An 18,122-nucleotide genomic window follows, 5' to 3' on the forward strand; every position below is an offset into this window, starting at 1 on the left:
CCGCGGTGCGCGACGGCGGCCAGCATCCGCTCGGCCGTGCGCGGGCAGCATCGAGCCCGCCACCGGCGTCGGTGAATCCCACGAGACCGCACATGCCGGCTACGACCGGCGGGTGGGCGTCATCCCGACGGACGAGGCGGCCTGCCGTGGCGGTGTCCCGGCCAGCGACCGCCGGGTCCACTCGATCTGTGCGGCCAGCCCCGTCCGCAGGTCGGTGCGGGCGCGGAAACCGAGGCGGAGCCGGGCGCGGCCGACATCGGCCGTGGTCGCGCGCACATCGCCGAGGCGCGCCGGGCCGTACCGGGCGTCAGGCACCAGACCGGTCAACTCCCCGGTGAGGGCGAGGACTTCGTTGACCGAGACGGCGTGGCCCGTGCCGATGTTCAGGACGCCGCACGCGGGGGCAGTCGCGGCCAGTTGCAGCGCGCGCACCACATCGGAGACATGGACGAAGTCACGGATCTGGGCGCCGTCGCCGAAGATCTCGACGGGCTCACCGCCGAGGGTGGCGCGGATGACCCGGGAGATGAACATGTCCGGGCGCTGGCCGGGGCCGTAGACCGTGAAGAAACGCAGAGCGGTCACCGAGAGCGCGGCGTCCGGGCGCGCGGCGAAGGCGAGGGCGAGCCGTTCGGCGGCGAGCTTGGTGACCCCGTAGGGGGACAGCGGGTGCGGGATGTCGTCCTCGTTCATCGCGCCGTCCGCGACACCGCCGTAGACACTGGAGGAGGAGGCCACGACCACGCGCGGGACGCCCAGGCGGACACAGGCGTCCAGCAGGCGCTGCGTGGCCAGCACATTGCAGTGCAGATACTCGGGAAATTGCGTCCAGGACGGCCGGACGCCTGGTAACGCGGCTAAGTGGAAAACCGCGGAGGCGTTTTTCAGACAGATATCGAGATCGGCTGAGACAAGATCTCTTCGAATCGTACGGAGGTATCCCAGTCCGTCCGACGCTGAGATCTCGACTTCCGGCCAACCGGTTTTCCGGTCAATCCCCACCACGTTTTTTCCGGACCGCCGCAACTCCTCGACGAGATGGGATCCGATGAAACCCGCCGCACCGGTGACCACGACGTTCGTACCTGTGTCGGCCCCGTCGCGCGCGTCATCCGACATGAGAATACCCCTTGTTGGTACGTGGTACCCGGTTATTCAAGGCGGTGCTCTGTGAAATGTGGCCGAGATCGTGCGGTGCGCTCGATGGGCGCACGAAGCCAAATGGCCCAGAAGACCCGAGGAGTCTAACAGCGAGGTGAATCGGCGGCAACGGCCCTGGGTGATCGCTGAACTGCTGAACCAAGCGGCGGTTATCGTTCCGCATGTGGACGCGTTTTACGTGTCATTCCCCCTGCGGGCGGCGGACTTTATGCTGGGGAATCCGCCGTCCGGCGAACGGCGCGGGACGCGTTGGCAGGCGGCCCGTTACGCAGTCCGCTACGGCAGCCTTCCCCGCTGGTCCGTCATCTGCGCGGCGAACGGCCGGCCGTCCTCCTGCTCGCCCCCGCGGTGATCGGCCGCCCGGCACGGCCAGGAGATCTGCGCGGTCATCGTCCCCCGTCACCGGTCCGCGGGAGGCGGGACTGCGGGTCGGCTGCGCGCCCGACACCGTCCTCGGTGCGGGAACTCAGGCCGCACGCAGGGCAGTTGATGACGGACTGGTCGGCCGACCGGTCGCGGCCACCGCCTTCATGACCAGCGCGGGCCACGAGAAGTGGCACCCGGACCCGGAGTTCTACCACCAGCCGGGCGGCGGCCCGCTGCTCGACATGGGCCCTTACTACCCCTCGGCCTCCACGACGCCTCTATGGTCAAAAGCTGACTGACATACGACTGCAATACGACCGAAATGCGAACCGAAAGAGGACCACACCACATGGCTGCCCGCCCCGACCGCCCCGACCTGCCCGTGGCGGTCTGCGTCATGGACCCCTCCATCGTCGGCCAGGTGCTCCCCGCAGAGCTGCGCGAACGCCTCTCCGCCCGCGTCCGGCTCGCTCCCGTCCAGGAGGGCTCGGCTCCGCGGGCGATGTTCCCCGCCGAGTTCGCCGAGGCGGAGATCCTCATCAGCGGCTGGGGCTGCCCCCGGCTCACGCCCGACGTCCTGGCCGGGGCGCCCCGGCTGCGCGCGGTGATGCACGCCGCCGGCACCGTCAAGTCGCTGGTGAGCGACGCGGTATGGGAACGGGGCATCGTCGTGTCGTCGGCCGCCGACGCCAACGCCGGCCCCGTCGTCGCTTACACGCTGGCCCTCATCGCCCTCGCCACCCGGCGCACCCTGACCATGGCGGCCCGCTACGAAGACGGCTGGCCGGCTTCCGAATACCGTTCCGGTGCCGACGGCAGCACGGTGGGTATCGTGGGCGCCTCACGCATCGGCCGCGGCGTGCTGGCCGCTCTACGGCGGTCCGACGCGGGCCACCGGTTGCTCCTTACCGATCCGTATGTGACGGACGACGAGACACGCCGCCTCGGCGCGGAGCGGGTCGAACTGGCCGAGCTGTGCCGTCGGTCGGCGGTGGTGAGCGTCCACGCGCCGCTGCTGCCGGAGACGACCGGGCTGCTGGACGCCGCGATGCTGGGGCTCATCCCGGACGGCGGTGTGCTCATCAATACGGCCCGGGGCGCCATCGTCGACACGGAGGCGCTGACCCATGAGTGCGCGTCCGGGAGGCTGGAGGCGTACCTGGATGTGACGGACCCCGAACCGCTGCCGCCCGGCCATCCGTTGCTCTCCCTGCCCAACGTGCTGGTCACCCCGCACATCGCCGGTGCACAGGGCAGTGAGGTGCAGCGGCTCGGACGGTACGCGGTGGCGGAGGTCGATCGGTGGGTGACGGGCGAGCCACTGCTCGGCGCGGTCACCCGCGAGGCCCTGTCACACCTGGCCTGAGCGACGCAACTCGCCGCGGTGACGTCGGAAGCGTGGACGTCTGACCATTGATCAGATGTACATGCTCGTACCGGTTCGGGTGGTCGTCGAGTCGGTGAACCTTGCGGACGACCGCAGCGGTGATGTCGTGGTGCGCCGGTTCGAGGCGTAGCGCCACGTCGGCGTCGGCCTCGGTCAGGGTGACGCAGTTCCAGAAGGGGAACCGGCAGTCGGCCCAGCGGACGGTGATGCCTGGCGGGTCCCGCATGGCCGGGAGCGTCATCCCCCTGCCCGAGCCGTCCCAGCCCGATCTGACGTTCGTGCGCGTGACCACCGACGAACAGCTGCGGGCGTACGCCGACTTGAACTCCCGCGCTTACGGATTCCCGCTGGAAGCCGGCCGCGACGGTCTCCTCGGTTCCACGCTGTGGAAGAACGAGGTGCACGCCTACCTGAGGGTGCGGGACGGCGTCCCGGTGACGTGCGCCGCGACGGTGGAGGCCGACCGCCGTCTCTTCGTCGTGCTCGTCGCCACCCCCCCGGAGTGGCAGCGCCGTGGCTACACGGAGGCGGTCACGCGCAAGGCTCACTTCGAGGGCGCCCGGGCCACCGGCCTGACCCGCGCAACCCTGCACGCGACCGCGGCCGGTGCGCCCGTCCATCCCCGCATCGGCTTCCAGCCGGACTCGCCGATGCAGTTCTACGCCCTGAAGGGCTGACCTCCCGGCCGCGCGCGCAGTGGGCTCTAAGTGACGGCGAAGTCGTCGGCGTGGACGTCGGACTGGCCGTACCAGCCGTGGACGTAGACGGTGACGGTTCCGCTGCTGCCGGTGGTGAAGTTGACCGTCAGCTGGTTCCAGCTCGTGTTGTTCGACCACGTGCTGGCGGTGGCGCCGCCGCTGACCCCGATGTAGGCGTAGGGGCCCTGGACCCAACCGGTGAGCGTGTAGCTGTGGCTGGGGGACAGGGTCACGGTCTGGTCGCACTCACCGGTGCCGCTGGAGCTGGGCGTGACCTGGAGGGCGTGGCTGCCGGTGTGGACCGGGGCCGAGACCACCGTGCTGCCGCCCGTGCAGGTCCAGGGGCTCGGACTGCCGGTCTCGAACCCGGCGTTGGTCAGCGAGCCCCCGCCGCCTCCGCCCCCACCGGACGTGACGGTGAGCGTGAAAGTCGCGCTGTGGCTGCCGCCGGCGGCCGTGCCGGTGACGGTGATCGGGTAGGTGCCCGCGGCCACGGACGACCCGACCGTCGCCGTCAGCGTCGAACTGCCGCCGGACGTGATCGAGGCGGGGCTGAAGGAGACGCCGACACCCGAGGGCGCGCCCGAGGCGGAGAGGCTGACGGACTCGGCGCTGCCGGAGGTGACGGCCGAGGAGACCGTCGCGGTGGCGGAGCCGCCCTGCGCGACCGAGGCGGAGCCGGGCGCCAGGGACAGGGAGAAGTCACTGGTCGTGCCTCCGCCCCCGCCCGTGCTGCCCTCATAGGGCACGAACGCGTCCGTGAACGCGAGGCTGTTCTGGCTGATCTCGCTGCAGGTGGGAAGGGAGTTGGCGCTTCCGCTGCACGGCTGGTCCCGGTTGACCGACCAGAACGCCAGCCGCCCGACACCGTTCTGCGCCGCGAAACTCTCCACCGTCTGGGCATCGGCCAGGGTGAAGGTGGAACCGTCGTCGTTCTTGCCGATCATCGGGGTGATCCCGAGGTTGGCGTAGGTGTACGAGGAGTCGACGGACTGCATCTGCGCCAGCGTGGCCCGGGCGGCGTCGACCGCGCCCTGGCCCATCTCGGTGCCGGTGCCCGCGTAGTAGTCCATGGCCATGACGTTGACCACGTCGATCTTGATGCCCGCGTTCTTGGCGGCCTTGAGGATGTTGACGCCGTCGCCCGTCAGACCGGTCGTCAGCACCGGCAGCGTCATGGAGAACTGCAGGCCCGGGTTGGACGCCTTGAGGTCCTTCATCGCCTGCATCTGGCGGGCCGCGGCCGCGGTGTCCGCGACGGCGGCACCCTCGACGTCGAAGTCGAGCTGGGTGACGCCGTAGTCGTTGATGATGGCCTGGTATCCGGCGTCGATGCTGCTCTGGGTGGAACACGTCCAGGCGAGCGGCTCACCGCTCGCGCCGCCGGAGGAGATGATGACGGAGGCGCCCTCGGACTTCGCCTTGGCGATCTCGGGGTCGGTGTAGGAGTCGTTGCCGATGGGGAGCGTGTCGCCCCAGATCTGGTTGCAGCCTTCGCCGAGTACGAAGGCCGCGGTGTAGGCCTTGAGATGGTGTCCGGTGACGGCGGTGTCGAGCATGCCCTCCTGACTGTTCGACATGTCGACATACGGAGCCACGGAGTAGACGCTGCTCGTCGCGGCGCTGCCGGCGGGTGCCAGAGCGACGGCGACGCCGGTGGCCGCGAGCGCGAGCGCGCAGACGGAAGCGCCAAATCTTGCCAGGTGCATGACAGTTCCCCTCTCGGGGTGCCTCTAGGGCGTGGGGTGGTGGGGTGGTGGGGTGGTGCCGTGCCGGGCCCGCGTTGGTACATACCAAACAGCCGCCGCGCCGCCCCGTCAAGAGGACTAGACCAACTTCAACCAGGTGGATTCACGATGCCTGTCCCGCCGTCACGCAGGGCGGAACTCGGTCGCGGCGAGGGCGAGTTGGCCGGGCCGTGCCCGCCCCGCCCGCCCCGGCGGCAGCGGGCGACGTCCGGCGACTGGCCGGTCGTGACGTCCCGCGGTGGCCGTTGGTTGGTTGCTCGCGGGCGGTATTAGGCTGGGTGACCGGTGAAACCGGCATGTTGACGACCGCGCCGGGCTCGAGCGTCAGGGAGTGACCGATGGCAGTGGGAACCGAGCGGGCCGTACTGGCCGGCGGTTGTTTCTGGGGCATGCAGGATCTGATCCGCAAGCAGCCGGGCGTGGTGTCCACGCGCGTCGGCTACAGCGGTGGCGACACGCCGAACGCGACGTACCGCGATCACGGCGACCACGCCGAGGCCATCGAGATCCTCTTCGACCCCACGGCTACGAGCTACCGCGACATCCTGGAGTTCTTCTTCCAGATCCACGATCCGACCACGCGGGACCGCCAGGGCAACGACATCGGGCGCAGCTACCGGTCCGCGATCTTCTACGGCGACGAGGAACAGCACCGCGTCGCCCTGGACACGATCGCCGACGTCGAGGCGAGCGGGCTGTGGCCGGGGAAGGTGGTCACGGAGGTGGAGCCCGTGAGTGACTTCTGGGAGGCGGAACCCGAGCACCAGGACTACCTGGAGCGCTATCCCAACGGCTACACCTGCCACTTCCCGCGCCCGAACTGGAAGCTGCCGCGGCGAGGGCCGGCGACGACGAACTGAACCACCCCTGTCTCCGCCGCACGGGGGAGCGCGATCCGACCCGCGCGGGATGTGACCGGTCCGCCCGGTGACGAGTCTGGGTCTGCGGAGGCAGCCGCACGAGCGCGGTGCCTGCGGAGAGACGGGGGACTCGGTGGACCGGTTGGGCTCAGGGGACCACTTCGACCGGCTGGGTCGGCTGGCGGCGTACGCGGCGGCGGCGGTGATGACGCCGTACGCGTTGATCAAGGTCTCATGGGTGGTCGGCGCGATCGCGGGGGTGCTGCCCATCGGTGACGGCTTCGGCCTGGCCGGCTGGGTCGCGCTCAACACAGCGACCATCGGCATGGCCGGCCTCGGCATCGCCGTGGCGCTGGCCCTGGTACGGCCCTGGGGCCTGCGCCTGCCGGTCCGGTGGGTCGCGGGCGTCGCCTGGGTGGGTACGGGCTTCCTCGTCCCCCTGCTGCCGTACGCCGTACTCGACTCGTTGCTGGGGCTGCCGGACGGCGCGCCACGGCACCGGCACGACGGTGGCCCGGCCATGCCGGGCTGGGAAGCCGTGCTGATCCAGACGAGCTTCGTGGGCATGGGACTCGGTCTCGCGGTCGCCCTGCCCGCGCACCTACGACGACGCCGGCCGGAGGTGTTCGCCGGCCGGGTCGGCGACGCGGGCCGCGGCTTCGCCCGCCCGGTGCGGTGGGCAGTGGGCGCCGGTGCGGTGATCGGGGCAGTATGGGCCTACTGGGCGCTCGGCGGTACGGCCGGTGTCGCGCATCCGGCACAACGGGGCGTCGGCGAGCGGCTGTTGACCGGCCTGTGGGGGCTGTGGGGGCTCACCGCCGCGGCGGCCACCTGGACCGTCGGCCGCGGCCGGCCCGCCCGGCTGCGCCACTGGATCCCCTTGACGCTCGGCTGGCTGGGGACGGGGTCGCTGTGCGCGTGGAGCGGCTGGCAGCTGCCGTTCGTCCTGTACGTGGCGTTGGCCCACCCCGCCGGTACGGCCCTGCCGGAGAACCTCGCGGTCGCGGCCGTGCTGCACGTCGCCGCCGTCGCCGCGGGCGCGGTCATGCTGCGGGCGCTCGTCCGTGCCCGCGGATCCGTTACCGCAGCCGAGGCCGCACCCGAGACCGTGGACGACACCGGCAGCCGTCTGTCGTAAAACGGGCAGAACCGCGTATCACGCCCCGCAGCAGGCCTGGCCGCCCTCAGCTGAGGACGTCACAGCGGCCGAGGGCCGTCCCCAGGCGCCGGGGGCAGCGCGAGGTGGGCCAGGTCGCCCGGCGGAGGTGAGGTCACCGGCCACAGGGGCGCGGCCTCGCCGTCGGCGAGGGCAGCCGGCGCGTCGGTGAGGTTCATGCGCTCGCGCAGTCGGCCGTAGAAGTCCGTCGGGCCCAGCCGGACCGCCTTCAGCCGGCGCGGTGCGGCGTACACGCCGATCCAGTCCCCGGGGCTCAGCACGCCCCGGAGCTGGCCGTCGATGCTGACGGCGGCCTGCCCGGACCGCTCCAGGACGCGCAGCGCGACGGGTTCGTCGGGGGCGGCCACGACCGAGCGGTTGAACACCATGTGCGGGGCGACCGGCGTGAAGACCAGACCCGCCGCGCGCGGCGAGACGACCGGGCCGCCGGCGGCGAAGCTGTACGCCGTGGAGCCCGTGGGCGTGGCCACCAGCAGCGCGTCGGCCGAGTAGCAGGCCAGGAGCCGGCCGGACAGATAGACACCGACCGACACCTGCCGGTCCCGGGCGAGCTTCTCCACGACGACGTCGTTCAGTGCGGTGACGTTCAGCGCGACGCCCCAGTTGTCCCCCGTCTCGCACTCCACCCGCACCCGGGGCGGAGGCAGCATCGGCCCGCGGCCGTACTTCAGCAGGGTCTCCATCTGCGCGGGCACCTCCAGGCGGCACGACGCCCGCATGGTGAGGAGCATCCGGCTCTCGACGGTGATGCGCTCGGACCGGACCGCGTCCAGCGCCGCGCGCACCGCCGAGGCCGGGACCTCGGTGAGGAAGCCGACCCGGCCGAGGTCGACGCCGAGCACCAGGGCGTCGTTCTCGGCCGCCAGCCGGGCGCCGCGCAGAAAGGTGCCGTCGCCGCCGAGGGTGACGATGAGATCCGGATCGCCTGCGGCGTCCAGTTCCTCCCGGGCGCTGTGCCGCGCCCCCTCCTGCCACACGTCGATGTCGGCGCACCCCACGGCGTGTTCCGCACACCACGCGCGCACCGCGTGAGCGGCGGCCACGGCCTCGGCGCGGCCGCCGTGCACCACCAGGCCGATACGGTTCACCGTCATATCCGCCTCCCAGCCGGCCTCTCCCGCTCGCCATCCTCACCGCGCACCCCCCAGCCTCGGCACACGCCACGCCGACGAGCACCCCGCCGAGGAGCCACTGGACCGGCGATGCACGCGGGGCGCTTCGCCGAGGGGCGACTGTGACCCGGCGATGTACGCGGGGTGCTCCGTCGAGGGGCGACTGTGACCCGGCGGCGCACGCGGGGTGCTTCGTCGAGGGGCGACCGGGGCGGCGATGTACGCGGGGTACTCCGTCGGGGGGGCCAACGGACCGGCGGCGCACGCGGGGCGCTTCGTCGGGGGGCCAACCGACTGGCGGCGATGCACGCGGGGTATTCCGTCGAGTGGCGACCGGGGCGGCGATGTTCGCGGGGTACTTCGTCGGGGGTCAACGGACTGGCGGCGCACGCGGGGTGCTCCGTCGAGGGGCGACTGTGACCCGGCGATGTACGCGGGGTACTCCGTCGGGGGCCAACGGACCGGCGGCGCACCCGGGGTACTCCGCCGAGGAGCCGCCGGACCGGCGACGCGCCGGGTGCGCTCCGTCGAGGGGCGACCGGGACCCGGCGGCGCACCCGGGACGCGGGTCAGCCGGACGGCCCGTCGGCGCTTGTCGGGCGGGTGCCCGGCGTGTGGCCGAAGGTGCGGCGGAACACGTCGATGAAGGCGCTGGCCGAGGACCAGCCGCACCGGTGCGCCACCGTGGTCACCGGCGTCCGCTCGGCCAGCAGGACCAGCGCGTGGTGCAGCCGCAACTGGGTGCGCCACTGCGGGAACGTCATCCCGAGGTCCCGGCGGAACAGCCGCGACAGGGTACGGTCACTCGCCCCGACCTCCCGGCCCAGCTCGGCCAGGGTGCGGTCGTCGGCCGGATCGGCGCGCAGGATGCCGCACAGCGTGCGCAGCACAGGCGAGTCGGGCGTGGGCAGATGCAGCGGCTGCTGCGGCGAGGCCCGCAGCTGGTCGAGCAACACCGCGCGCAGCCGGGCCCGTTCGGGACTGCCGTCATCCGGTGTACTGGTGTGGGCGATGATCAGCTCGCGCAGCAACGGACCCACGGCCAGCACCGTCGGCGTGTCCAGGGCCAGCGGGTTCTCCGTCGCCGGCAGCCCCATCAGATGCAGTTCCAGCTCGCCGTGCGCCTCGTGGGCGTGGACCGTGCCGGCCGGCACCCAGATGGCGCGGGTGGCGGGGGCGACCCAGGAACCGGCGCCGGTGGTGACGGCCACGACTCCGCGGCCTGCGTAGACGATCTGGTGGTCGTCGTGCCGGTGGGCCTCGATCGCCGCTCGGGGTGCCAGCCGCCGGGTGTGTGTCGGAGCCGTCGGCATATGGCGGATTTCCGTCATCCTGTGGCAGCTTATCGGAAGTACGACAGCCTGGCGGGGCCGGAGCATGACGGGGGTGCGAAGGAACAACACATCGATCACCCTGCTGTCCGTCGGGCATGCCTGCGTCGACGTCTACCAAGGCGCCGTGGCGTCCCTGATCCCGTTTCTCGTCGCCCAGCGCGGCTACGGCTATGCCGCCTCCTCCGGCGTCGTCCTGGCCGCCTCCCTGCTGTCGTCCGTGGCGCAGCCGTTCTTCGGTGCCCTCACCGACCGCCGGGCGGCACCCTGGCTGCTCCCGGTCAGTACGCTCCTGGCCGGCGTCGGCATCGCGCTGAGCGGACTCGGCGGCGCCTACAGCCTCACCCTGCTGTGCGTGGCGCTGTCCGGGATCGGCGTGGCCGCCTACCACCCCGAGTCCGCCCGGGTCGCCCGGCAGGCGGCCCGGGGTGAGCACAGCGGCATGGGCTGGTTCTCGCTGGGCGGCAACGTGGGCTTCGCCCTGGCCCCGCTCCTGGTCGCCGCCGTCGTGGGCACGGGCGGGCTGCGCCGGACCCCGCTGCTGGTGCTGCCGGCCCTCGTCGGCACCGCGTTGTGCCTGGTCGTACTGCGCACACCGGGACGACGGCCGGCCGCACGTGCCGGTACGGCGCCGCCCGGCCAGGGCGACGACAAGGCGTCGTTCGTGAAGCTGTCGCTGGCCGTGACGTGCCGTTCGATCGTGTTCATCGGCCTGAGCTCCTTCCTCTCCCTGTACGCCGAGCAGCGGCTGGGCGGGAGCGCGGCCGCCGGCACCGCCGCGCTGTTCCTGCTCTATCTCGGCGGCGCCGTCGGCTCCGTGCTGGGCGGCGCGCTGGCGGAGCGCTGGGACCGGGTCACGGTGTGCCGCTGGTCCTATCTGGTCTCGGTCATGGCGGTCGCGGGCGTCGTGTTCGTCCCCGGCCCGGCGCTGTACGGGTGCATAGCGCTGACCTCCGCCGGTCTGTATGTGCCGTTCTCCCTCCAGGTCACGCTCGGCCAGGACTATCTGCCGTCCCGGGTCGGCACGGCCGCCGGGATCACCCTCGGTCTGGCCGTCAGCGTCGGCGGTCTGACGAGCCCGCTCATCGGCCGGCTCGCCGACGCCACGTCCCTGCGGACCGCACTCGCCCCGCTCGTCCTGATGCCGGTGCTGTGCTGGCTGCTGCTGCGCACCCTGCCCGAGCCTGCCGCCCCGCGGCCCTTGGCCGACCTGCCCGCAGAGCATGCCGAAGTGCTCCCGGCGGGAGCCCCGGCGCATCGTGTCCGCCGCCGTAAAGACGGTGAAACGGCGCAGTAATGGCGCGGCGCGAACCTTCCCTGCAACGCCTCGGCACCCACCGGGGCGGACCGCAGGAAGGGGAGCAGCCGTGACGGACACCGTCGACCAGCAGGCGCAAGAGGCGCCACCCGCCCCGCCGTCCTCACCGGGCGGCCGGACGTACAACGGGTGGACCCAGAACGACACGCTGGAGGACTACTCGCTGCGCTACGCGCCCAAGTCCTTCCGGCGCTGGACGCCGTACGTCGTGGCCACCACGGCCCTCGGCGGCATCGCCTATCTCGCGGACTTCGCCATCGGCGGCTCGATCGCCGTCTCCCACGGCTTCTCCAGCGCGATGGTGGCGATCCTGACCGCGGCCCTGGTCATCTTCCTCACCGGCATCCCGATCGCGTACTACTCGGCGAAGTACTCCATCGACATGGACCTGCTGACCCGCGGCGCCGGATTCGGCTATCTGGGCTCCACGTTGACCTCGGTGATCTACGCGAGCTTCACCTTCATCTTCTTCGCCCTCGAAGGCTCCATCATGGCCCAGGCCCTCGAACTGGGCCTGCACATCCCGCTCCCCGTCGGCTACCTCGTCTGCTCGCTGATCATCCTTCCGCTCGTCGTCTACGGCATGACCGCGCTGTCGAAGATGCAGGTCTGGACCCAGCCGGTCTGGCTGGTCCTGATGGTCGCACCGTTCGTCTCCATCGCCGTCCAAGACCCGGGAAGGTTCGCGGAGTTCACGCACTTCGCCGGTGACTCGCCGACCGGAGCCGGTATCAGCGTGCTCGGCGTCGGGGCGGGCGCGGGCGTCGCGCTGTCGCTGATCGCGCAGATCGGGGAGCAGGTCGACTATCTGCGCTTCATGCCCGACAAGACGGCCGGGAACGGCAGGCAGTGGTGGACGGCGGTGCTCGGCGCGGGCCCCGGCTGGGTGGTGCTGGGCGCCCTGAAGCAGATCGGCGGTGCCTTCCTCGCCTTCACCGTCGCCGGAAGTGTCGGCCTGGCCAAGGCCAACGAGCCGATCCAGCAGTACGTCCACGGGTTCAGCACATTCGCCGCGCCCGTCGCCCTCGGGCTGGCCACGTTCTTCGTCATCCTCTCCCAGATAAAGATCAACTCGACGAACGCGTACTCCGGTTCGCTGTCCTGGTCGAACTTCTTCTCCCGGCTGACCCACCGTCACCCCGGCCGTGTGGTCTACATCTTCCTCAACGTGGGCATCGCGCTCGCCCTGATGGAGGGCGGCGTCTTCGGCTTCCTCAACACCGTCCTCGGCTTCTACTCCAACGTGGCGATCGCCTGGATCGGCGCGGTGGTCGCCGACTTGGTCATCAACAAACCGCTGAAGCTGAGCCCGTCGTACATCGAGTTCAAGCGGGCCCATCTGTACCACTTCAACCCCGTCGGCTTCGGCTCCATGCTGATCGCGTCGGCGGTCTCCATCGCCGCGTACTTCGACGCCTTCGGCGCCTACGGCAAGGCGTTCTCACCGTTCATCGCGCTGTTCCTGGCCATGGTGCTCTCGCCGCTGTGCGCGGTGCTGACCAAGGGCGCGTACTACATCGCCCGCGCCGACGGCCTCGACGAGCCGCTGCTCGGTCCTGATGGTCTGCCCTCGGCGGCCGTCCTGACCTGCTCGGTGTGCGCGACCGGCTTCGAGCGGCCGGACATGGCGGGCTGCCCCTTCCACCAGGGCGCGATCTGCTCGCTGTGCTGCAGCCTGGAGAAGGACTGCCACGACAGGTGCAAGACCGGGGGAGCGGTGGTGTTCCTTGACGCCCCCCGTGGCCCGGCCTAGCGTGAACGGGCGTGCACGGACACGTCTAGACAGGTCACGTCTGGACAGGCAAGGCAGGTGGCTCGGCGATGAGGCAACCGCAGGACCCCGTCGACGGTACCGACGGCAGATCCACCGGCCGCCCGCTACAGGTGGAGACACACGGACTCGACGTGATCGGGGACGCGGAGCGCAAAGGCGCCCCGCGCACGCTGTTCTGGCCCTGGTTCGGGGCGAACGTCTCCGTCCTCGGCCTGAGTTACGGCGCCTTCGCGTTCGGCTTCGGCATCTCCTTCTGGCAGGCCCTCGCCGCCGGCGTGCTCGGCATCGTCGTGTCGTTCCTGCTCTGCGGGTTCATCGCGGTCGCCGGCAAGCGCGGCTCGGCACCTACGATGGTGCTGAGCCGGGCGGCGTACGGGGTGCGCGGCAACCGGCTGCCGTCCGTGATCTCCTGGATGCTCACCGTCGGCTGGGAAACAGTCCTCACCGCGCTCGCCACGATGGCCACCGCCACCGTCTTCGGCCGCCTCGGCTGGGGCGGCGGCACCGGGACCAAGGTGGTCGCCCTGATGGTCGTGGCCGCGCTGACCGTCGTAGGCGGCGTCATGGGTTTCGACCTGATCATGCGGCTGCAGACGGCCATCACCGTGATCACGGGCGCCCTCACCGTCGTCTATGTCGCCCTCGTCGCCGACCACATCCACTGGGCCACCGTCAGCGCCCTCCCGGCCGGATCCGCGCAGCAGTTCATCGGTGCCCTGGTGTTCATGATGACCGGCTTCGGCCTCGGCTGGGTCAACGCTGCCGCCGACTACTCCCGCTATCTGCCCCGGAGTTCGTCCAGCCGGGGTGTGATCGGCTGGACCGCCTTCGGCGCCTCCGTGGCCCCGCTGCTCCTGCTGGTCTTCGGCCTGCTGCTGGCCGGTTCCTCGGGGACGCTGAGCAAGGCCATCGCGGCCGACCCGATCGGGGCGCTCACCACGATCCTGCCCACCTGGTTCCTGGTGCCGTTCGCCGTGGTCGCCGTCCTCGGCCTGGTCGGCGGCGCCGTCCTCGACATCTACTCCTCCGGCCTGGCCCTGCTCTCGGCCGGCCTGCCGGTCCCGCGCTATCTGGCCGCCCTCGTCGACGGTGTCCTGATGATCGCCGGCTCGGTCTACATCGTGTTCTTCGCCGGCGACTTCCTCGGCCAGTTCATGGGATTCCTCACCACGCTCGGCGTCCCCATCGCCGCCTGGTGCGGCATCATGCTCGCCGACCTCGCCCTGCGCCGCCGCGACTACGACGAGGGCGACCTCTACCGTCCGCACGGCCGCTACGGCGACATCCCGCTGCCGCCGCTGCTCCTCACCCTCGCCGCCACGGCCGTCGGCTGGGGCCTGGTCACCAACACCGCCGCCAGCTGGCTCACCTGGCAGGGCTACCTCCTCGGCCCGCTCGGCCTCGGCGGCAAGTCCGGCGCCTGGGCCTACGCCAACCTCGGCGTCCTGGTCGCGCTGGCCCTCGCCTTCCTCGGCACCCTGCTCACGGGCCGCGGCCGGGTCCGCGCGCAGGAGGCGCGGGAACCGGGCCCGGTGACCGACGAGGGGGTGCTGAACCCATGATCGCCGGACACCTCGCCGTCATCGACATGCAGCGTGTCTTCGCCGACCCGGCGAGCCCCTGGGCCACCCCCCGGTACGCCGACGCGGCGGCCGGCGTCCACAGCCTTCTGCCGGCCTTCGCCGACCGCGTCACCTTCACGCGCTTCCTCGCCCCCGCGAACCCGGCGGGAGCCTGGCGCGCCTACTACGACCGCTGGACCTTCGCCCTGCAGCCGCCGGACGCCGAACTGTGGTGTCTCTCCGACGAGTTCGCCGACCGCGCCGTGCACGTCGTGGACGCCACCACCTTCGGCAAGTGGACCCCGGAACTCGCCGCCCGCGTCGCCCCGGACGGCCGCCTGGTCCTGGCCGGTGTCAGCACCGACTGCTGTGTGCTGTCCACCGCCCTGGCCGCCGCCGACGCCGGCGCCGAGGTGCTGGTGGTCGCGGACGCCTGCGCGGGTGTGGACGACGACTCCCACCTCAAGGCCCTGCAGATCATGGAACTGTACCGGCCGCTCGTCCGTGTCACCACCGTCGGCGACCTGCTCGCGGCGGCCGGACCATGACCGGCGTCCCGCTCAAGCACCAGCGGATCAGCCGGATCCTGGCCCAGGAGATCCGCGCTGGCAGCTACCCGGCCGGCGAGCCGCTGCCCGGCGAACACGCCCTGGCCCAGCGGTTCGGAGTCAGCCGTACGACCATCCGCGCGGCCCTCGCCGAACTCACCGAGGAGAGCCTGATCACCACCCGCACCGGCAAGGGCTCCTACGTCCGCTTCGACGCCCGCCCCCCGGACGACCGGCTCGGCTGGGCCCGCCCCCGGGCCGTGCACGGCGCGGGCACCACTGTACGGACCCTCGCCGTACGCGAGACCCGAGACGGCGCCCTCGCCGCCGAACTCGGCCTGGAGAAGGACGTGTTCGTGTGCGTGGAACGGACCTGTGAGCTGGTCACGGACGCCACCGTCGTCTCGTACGAGCGCAGCTTCCTGCCGCCGGTGCCCGGCATCCGCGAGCTGCCCGCCCACGGCTTCGGCCAGGACCCGCCCACCGAACTGCTGCGACGCGCCGGGCTGCGGCCCGACCACGGGGAACAGCGGGTCTCCGGGCGGCCGGTCGACACCCACGAGGCGGAGCTGCTGCGGCGCGCGCCGGGGGATTGGTTCCTGCAGACGCGGCGGACCAGCCGGGCGGCCGACGGCTCCTTCGTCGAACACGTCGTCAGCCTCCTCGACCCCGACCACTTCGAACTGACGCTCACGTTCGGCTGACCCGCCACAGAGTGCCTGCCCGACCCGCTACGCCACGTCCGGCCGGCCGGGAACGGAATGTCCGGATCGCCCCGACGGTACTCGCCCGGCGCCTGGTGGCCTGGTGGCCTGGGAGCAGGACATGCGTGCGTGCGGCGGCGTCGACCTGGTCGGCCCTTCCACCTGCTCGGCCCTTCCACGAAACGAGCCGGGTCACCCACCACACCGGTGTCGCCCGGCCCGTGCCGCGGCGGTGGCCGCCGTCGACGCGGCCGAACGGATCGTACGGGCTGCGGGAACGGCCGGGTGTGCCCTGCCGGATGACCAACTCTGCGACCGTGTGACTACCAGTTGGTGAACACCAGCCTCGCCACCCGGCAGTCCGTGCCCGCCACCTCCGTCGGCGGCGACTGTGACACCATCGCCGCGCTCACCGGCGCCTGCCACGGCGCCGGTGCCCTCCCCGCCGGCTGCGACCCCCTCGTACAAGCCAACCCGAAGCTGACCCTCGACGCCACTGCCACCGCCGCGGCCCTCCTGGCACTCCGCGACCCCACACGACCATGTGGGCTGCACCGTCCCAGCGACCACGCGGACCGGACCACCACCGGATCTCCCGCAGGTCCGCACGCATGTCCCGCGGCCCACCGGGTACGCGAGCCGCGAGCACGCCCGGGCGCGGATCCGCCCCCGGGTGGCCCGTACGACCGCCGCTACCTGGGGATATGCCATGGAGACATCCGCACACGACGACCTGCCGACGCCGGCCCAGCAGGCGCTGGACGCGCTGGCCGAGAACGCCGAGGACCAGGCCGCGCTGGACGTCCTCGCCCACAGTGACGTGCTCGTCCCTGTGCCGGACGACGCGGTCGGCAGGGAGGGCGCGGACGCCACGTCCGTGGCCCTGCCCGTTCTCGAACAGCCCGGCGGCGAGCCGGTCGTCCCCGTGTTCACCACGGAGGGCGAGATGGCCGAGTTGCTGCCGTTCGTCTCCCACTACCGCCTCATACCCCTGGGCGCCCTCGCCTCCCAATGGCCCGACGAGGACCTCTCCCTGGCCATCGACGGCAACTCCACCCACGCCTTGACGCTCACGTCACAGGGGGTACGCACGCTGCTGGCCCGGTGACCAACGCCCTGAAGGGGCGCGGGGCTGTGACGATATGCGGCTCCGCCGCGACGGGGGTTCCCCGGGTCGAGCGAAGCCGAGAACTCCCACCCCCGTGGGCGACAAAAATGAGCCCATGGAACACATCGTCGGCGCGGCAGGGGCACTAGTCCTGGTGCTGGTCCTGACCAGTATCCTCCGCACGCTCGTGGTACCCAGAGGCCTCTACTCCGCGCTGGTCTTCCGCCTGTGGTGGAGCCTGCGCAGACTCCTGCGCCTCACAGCCCTCCGCGGCGGCTACGACGCGGTGGACCGCGCGCAGACGTGGCTCGCCCCGCTGATGCTCATCGCCATGCTCGCCAGCTGGCTCGCCGGTGCCCTGCTCGGCTTCGGCCTCCTGCTGTACTCGCTGTCCCCGCTGTCCTGGACCATCGCGTTCCGGGAGGCGGGGTCCAGCCTGTTCACGCTCGGTTTCGCCAGCGGAGCCCGGCTGAAACTGTCGGTGCTCGACTTCGTGGCCGCGGCCACCGGCCCGGTCCTGATCGCCCTGCAGATCGCCTACCTGCCCACCCTGTACGCCGCCTACAACCGCCGCGAACTGGAGGTCACCCTGCTCCAGGCGCGGGCCGGCGAGCCGGCGTGGGGGCCGGAGATCCTCGCCCGGCAGTGGCTGGTCGACACCGAGACCGCGTTGCCGGCGCTGTACCGGGCCTGGGAGCGGCTCGCCTCGGACATGGGCGAGAGCCACTCGACGTACCCCGTCCTGCTGACCTTCCGTTCCCCGCGCCCGCACCGCAGCTGGCTGGTCGGGCTGGTCGCCGTGATGGACGCGGCGGCGATGCAGCTGGCCCTGGACCCTCGGCTCGCTCCGCCGGAGGCCCGGCTGGTGCTGCGGGCCGGCTTCACCGCCCTGCGCGACATCGCCCGCGCGCTGCGCATCCCCTTCGACGCGGACCCGTCGCCGGACGCGACGATCCTGCTGTCCTTCGCCGAGTTCGACGCGGCTGTGGACATGCTGGAGTCGGCCGGGTTCCACGCCGAGCGGTCGCCTGAGGAGGCCTGGCCGCACTTCCAGGGCTGGCGGGTCAACTACGAGGCGATCGCCTATGAACTGTGCCGCCGCTGCGACGCCGTACCCGCGCTGTGGACCGGCCCCCGCGACTTCCCCGGCGGCCCGATCCCGCCCGCGCGCCCTGCGGACCGGCGGCCCGGCGAAGGACGGCCGGAACTGCCCCCCGCCGCCGGGTAGTCCACGGCCTGCGGCGGGAAGATCCCAGCGGAGAATCGTC

14 protein-coding genes and 2 pseudogenes are annotated in these 18,122 nt (G+C 71.7%); 12 read left to right on the forward strand and 4 right to left on the reverse strand.

Features of this window, described 5'->3' with window-relative positions; translation table 11 throughout:
• Positions 1 to 99: 99 nt before the first annotated feature.
• Positions 100 to 1,119 carry an NAD-dependent epimerase/dehydratase family protein gene (locus tag M878_RS49875; protein WP_209445589.1) on the reverse strand — a complete coding sequence of 340 codons (1,020 nt, stop codon included), beginning with the start codon at positions 1,117 to 1,119 and terminating at the stop codon, positions 100 to 102.
• Positions 1,120 to 1,574: 455 nt separating this feature from the next.
• On the opposite strand from M878_RS49875, the pseudogene M878_RS000000100585 reads away from it, so the two are divergent.
• The 3 genes and pseudogenes from M878_RS000000100585 to M878_RS86935 form a co-directional block, all read left to right on the forward strand.
• A pseudogene (locus M878_RS000000100585) lies at positions 1,575 to 1,793 on the forward strand (Gfo/Idh/MocA family protein); the annotation flags it as partial.
• 83 nt (positions 1,794 to 1,876) lie between these two features.
• A complete protein-coding gene (locus M878_RS86930) occupies positions 1,877 to 2,893 on the forward strand; it encodes a hydroxyacid dehydrogenase (protein WP_023552890.1) in 1,017 nt (338 codons plus the stop codon).
• 236 nt (positions 2,894 to 3,129) lie between these two features.
• Positions 3,130 to 3,591: pseudogene (locus tag M878_RS86935) on the forward strand (GNAT family N-acetyltransferase); the annotation flags it as partial.
• Positions 3,592 to 3,617: 26 nt separating this feature from the next.
• On the opposite strand, the gene M878_RS86940 reads toward M878_RS86935, so the two are convergent.
• Complete coding sequence (locus M878_RS86940) at positions 3,618 to 5,321, reverse strand: carbohydrate binding domain-containing protein (protein ID WP_023552893.1); 1,704 nt, start codon at positions 5,319 to 5,321, stop codon at positions 3,618 to 3,620.
• Positions 5,322 to 5,698: 377 nt separating this feature from the next.
• Here M878_RS86940 and msrA point away from each other — a divergent pair, with 377 nt between their 5' ends.
• Positions 5,699 to 6,220, forward strand: a complete 522-nt coding sequence (gene msrA, locus M878_RS86945) for a peptide-methionine (S)-S-oxide reductase MsrA (protein ID WP_023552894.1) — start codon at positions 5,699 to 5,701, stop codon at positions 6,218 to 6,220.
• Between the two features lie 67 nt (positions 6,221 to 6,287).
• Entirely contained in the window at positions 6,288 to 7,358 is a 1,071-nt protein-coding gene (locus tag M878_RS86950; RefSeq protein WP_245238292.1) for a hypothetical protein, read from the forward strand.
• A 59-nt stretch (positions 7,359 to 7,417) separates the two neighbouring features.
• On the opposite strand, the gene M878_RS86955 is transcribed toward M878_RS86950, so the two are convergent.
• Both M878_RS86955 and M878_RS86965 read right to left on the reverse strand, forming a co-directional pair.
• On the reverse strand, positions 7,418 to 8,491 hold the full coding sequence (locus M878_RS86955; protein ID WP_023552896.1) for an NAD(+)/NADH kinase: 1,074 nt from the start codon (positions 8,489 to 8,491) through the stop codon (positions 7,418 to 7,420).
• Positions 8,492 to 9,078: 587 nt separating this feature from the next.
• Positions 9,079 to 9,840 (reverse strand): AraC family transcriptional regulator, encoded by a 762-nt coding sequence (locus tag M878_RS86965; protein WP_037730257.1) that lies wholly within the window; start codon positions 9,838 to 9,840, stop codon positions 9,079 to 9,081.
• Positions 9,841 to 9,886: 46 nt separating this feature from the next.
• On the opposite strand from M878_RS86965, the gene M878_RS86970 reads away from it, so the two are divergent.
• From M878_RS86970 to M878_RS87005, 7 genes are all read left to right on the forward strand, one after another.
• Entirely contained in the window at positions 9,887 to 11,137 is a 1,251-nt protein-coding gene (locus M878_RS86970; protein ID WP_078630493.1) for an MFS transporter, read from the forward strand.
• A 70-nt stretch (positions 11,138 to 11,207) separates the two neighbouring features.
• A complete protein-coding gene (locus M878_RS86975) occupies positions 11,208 to 12,911 on the forward strand; it encodes a purine-cytosine permease family protein (RefSeq protein ID WP_023552899.1) in 1,704 nt (567 codons plus the stop codon).
• 68 nt (positions 12,912 to 12,979) lie between these two features.
• Complete coding sequence (locus tag M878_RS86980; protein WP_023552900.1) at positions 12,980 to 14,494, forward strand: purine-cytosine permease family protein; 1,515 nt, start codon at positions 12,980 to 12,982, stop codon at positions 14,492 to 14,494.
• The gene (locus tag M878_RS86985; RefSeq protein WP_023552901.1) at positions 14,491 to 15,042 is read left to right on the forward strand and encodes an isochorismatase family protein; all 552 of its coding nucleotides are present in this window, start codon (positions 14,491 to 14,493) and stop codon (positions 15,040 to 15,042) included. Before M878_RS86980 ends, M878_RS86985 begins: the two co-directional genes overlap by 4 nt.
• Positions 15,039 to 15,746: a GntR family transcriptional regulator gene (locus tag M878_RS86990; protein WP_023552902.1), complete on the forward strand. Its 708-nt coding sequence runs from the start codon at positions 15,039 to 15,041 to the stop codon at positions 15,744 to 15,746. Before M878_RS86985 ends, M878_RS86990 begins: the two co-directional genes overlap by 4 nt.
• A 709-nt stretch (positions 15,747 to 16,455) precedes the next feature.
• Positions 16,456 to 16,854 carry an SseB family protein gene (locus tag M878_RS87000; RefSeq protein WP_023552904.1) on the forward strand — a complete coding sequence of 133 codons (399 nt, stop codon included), beginning with the start codon at positions 16,456 to 16,458 and terminating at the stop codon, positions 16,852 to 16,854.
• Positions 16,855 to 16,969: 115 nt separating this feature from the next.
• Positions 16,970 to 18,082 carry a hypothetical protein gene (locus M878_RS87005; protein WP_023552905.1) on the forward strand — a complete coding sequence of 371 codons (1,113 nt, stop codon included), beginning with the start codon at positions 16,970 to 16,972 and terminating at the stop codon, positions 18,080 to 18,082.
• Positions 18,083 to 18,122: the final 40 nt, after the last annotated feature.

Source organism: Streptomyces roseochromogenus subsp. oscitans DS 12.976 (genome assembly GCF_000497445.1).
Taxonomy (GTDB): domain Bacteria; phylum Actinomycetota; class Actinomycetes; order Streptomycetales; family Streptomycetaceae; genus Streptomyces; species Streptomyces oscitans.

Coding starts and splice junctions, on each gene's coding strand:
- M878_RS49875 (WP_209445589.1), bottom strand. CDS start 1,119: ATGTCGGATGACGCGCGCGACGGGGCCGACACAGGTACGAACGTCGTG.
- M878_RS86930 (WP_023552890.1), top strand. CDS start 1,877: ATGGCTGCCCGCCCCGACCGCCCCGACCTGCCCGTGGCGGTCTGCGTC.
- M878_RS86940 (WP_023552893.1), bottom strand. CDS start 5,321: ATGCACCTGGCAAGATTTGGCGCTTCCGTCTGCGCGCTCGCGCTCGCG.
- msrA (WP_023552894.1), top strand. CDS start 5,699: ATGGCAGTGGGAACCGAGCGGGCCGTACTGGCCGGCGGTTGTTTCTGG.
- M878_RS86955 (WP_023552896.1), bottom strand. CDS start 8,491: ATGACGGTGAACCGTATCGGCCTGGTGGTGCACGGCGGCCGCGCCGAG.
- M878_RS86965 (WP_037730257.1), bottom strand. CDS start 9,840: ATGACGGAAATCCGCCATATGCCGACGGCTCCGACACACACCCGGCGG.
- M878_RS86970 (WP_078630493.1), top strand. CDS start 9,887: ATGACGGGGGTGCGAAGGAACAACACATCGATCACCCTGCTGTCCGTC.
- M878_RS86980 (WP_023552900.1), top strand. CDS start 12,980: ATGAGGCAACCGCAGGACCCCGTCGACGGTACCGACGGCAGATCCACC.
- M878_RS86985 (WP_023552901.1), top strand. CDS start 14,491: ATGATCGCCGGACACCTCGCCGTCATCGACATGCAGCGTGTCTTCGCC.
- M878_RS86990 (WP_023552902.1), top strand. CDS start 15,039: ATGACCGGCGTCCCGCTCAAGCACCAGCGGATCAGCCGGATCCTGGCC.
- M878_RS87000 (WP_023552904.1), top strand. CDS start 16,456: ATGGAGACATCCGCACACGACGACCTGCCGACGCCGGCCCAGCAGGCG.
- M878_RS87005 (WP_023552905.1), top strand. CDS start 16,970: ATGGAACACATCGTCGGCGCGGCAGGGGCACTAGTCCTGGTGCTGGTC.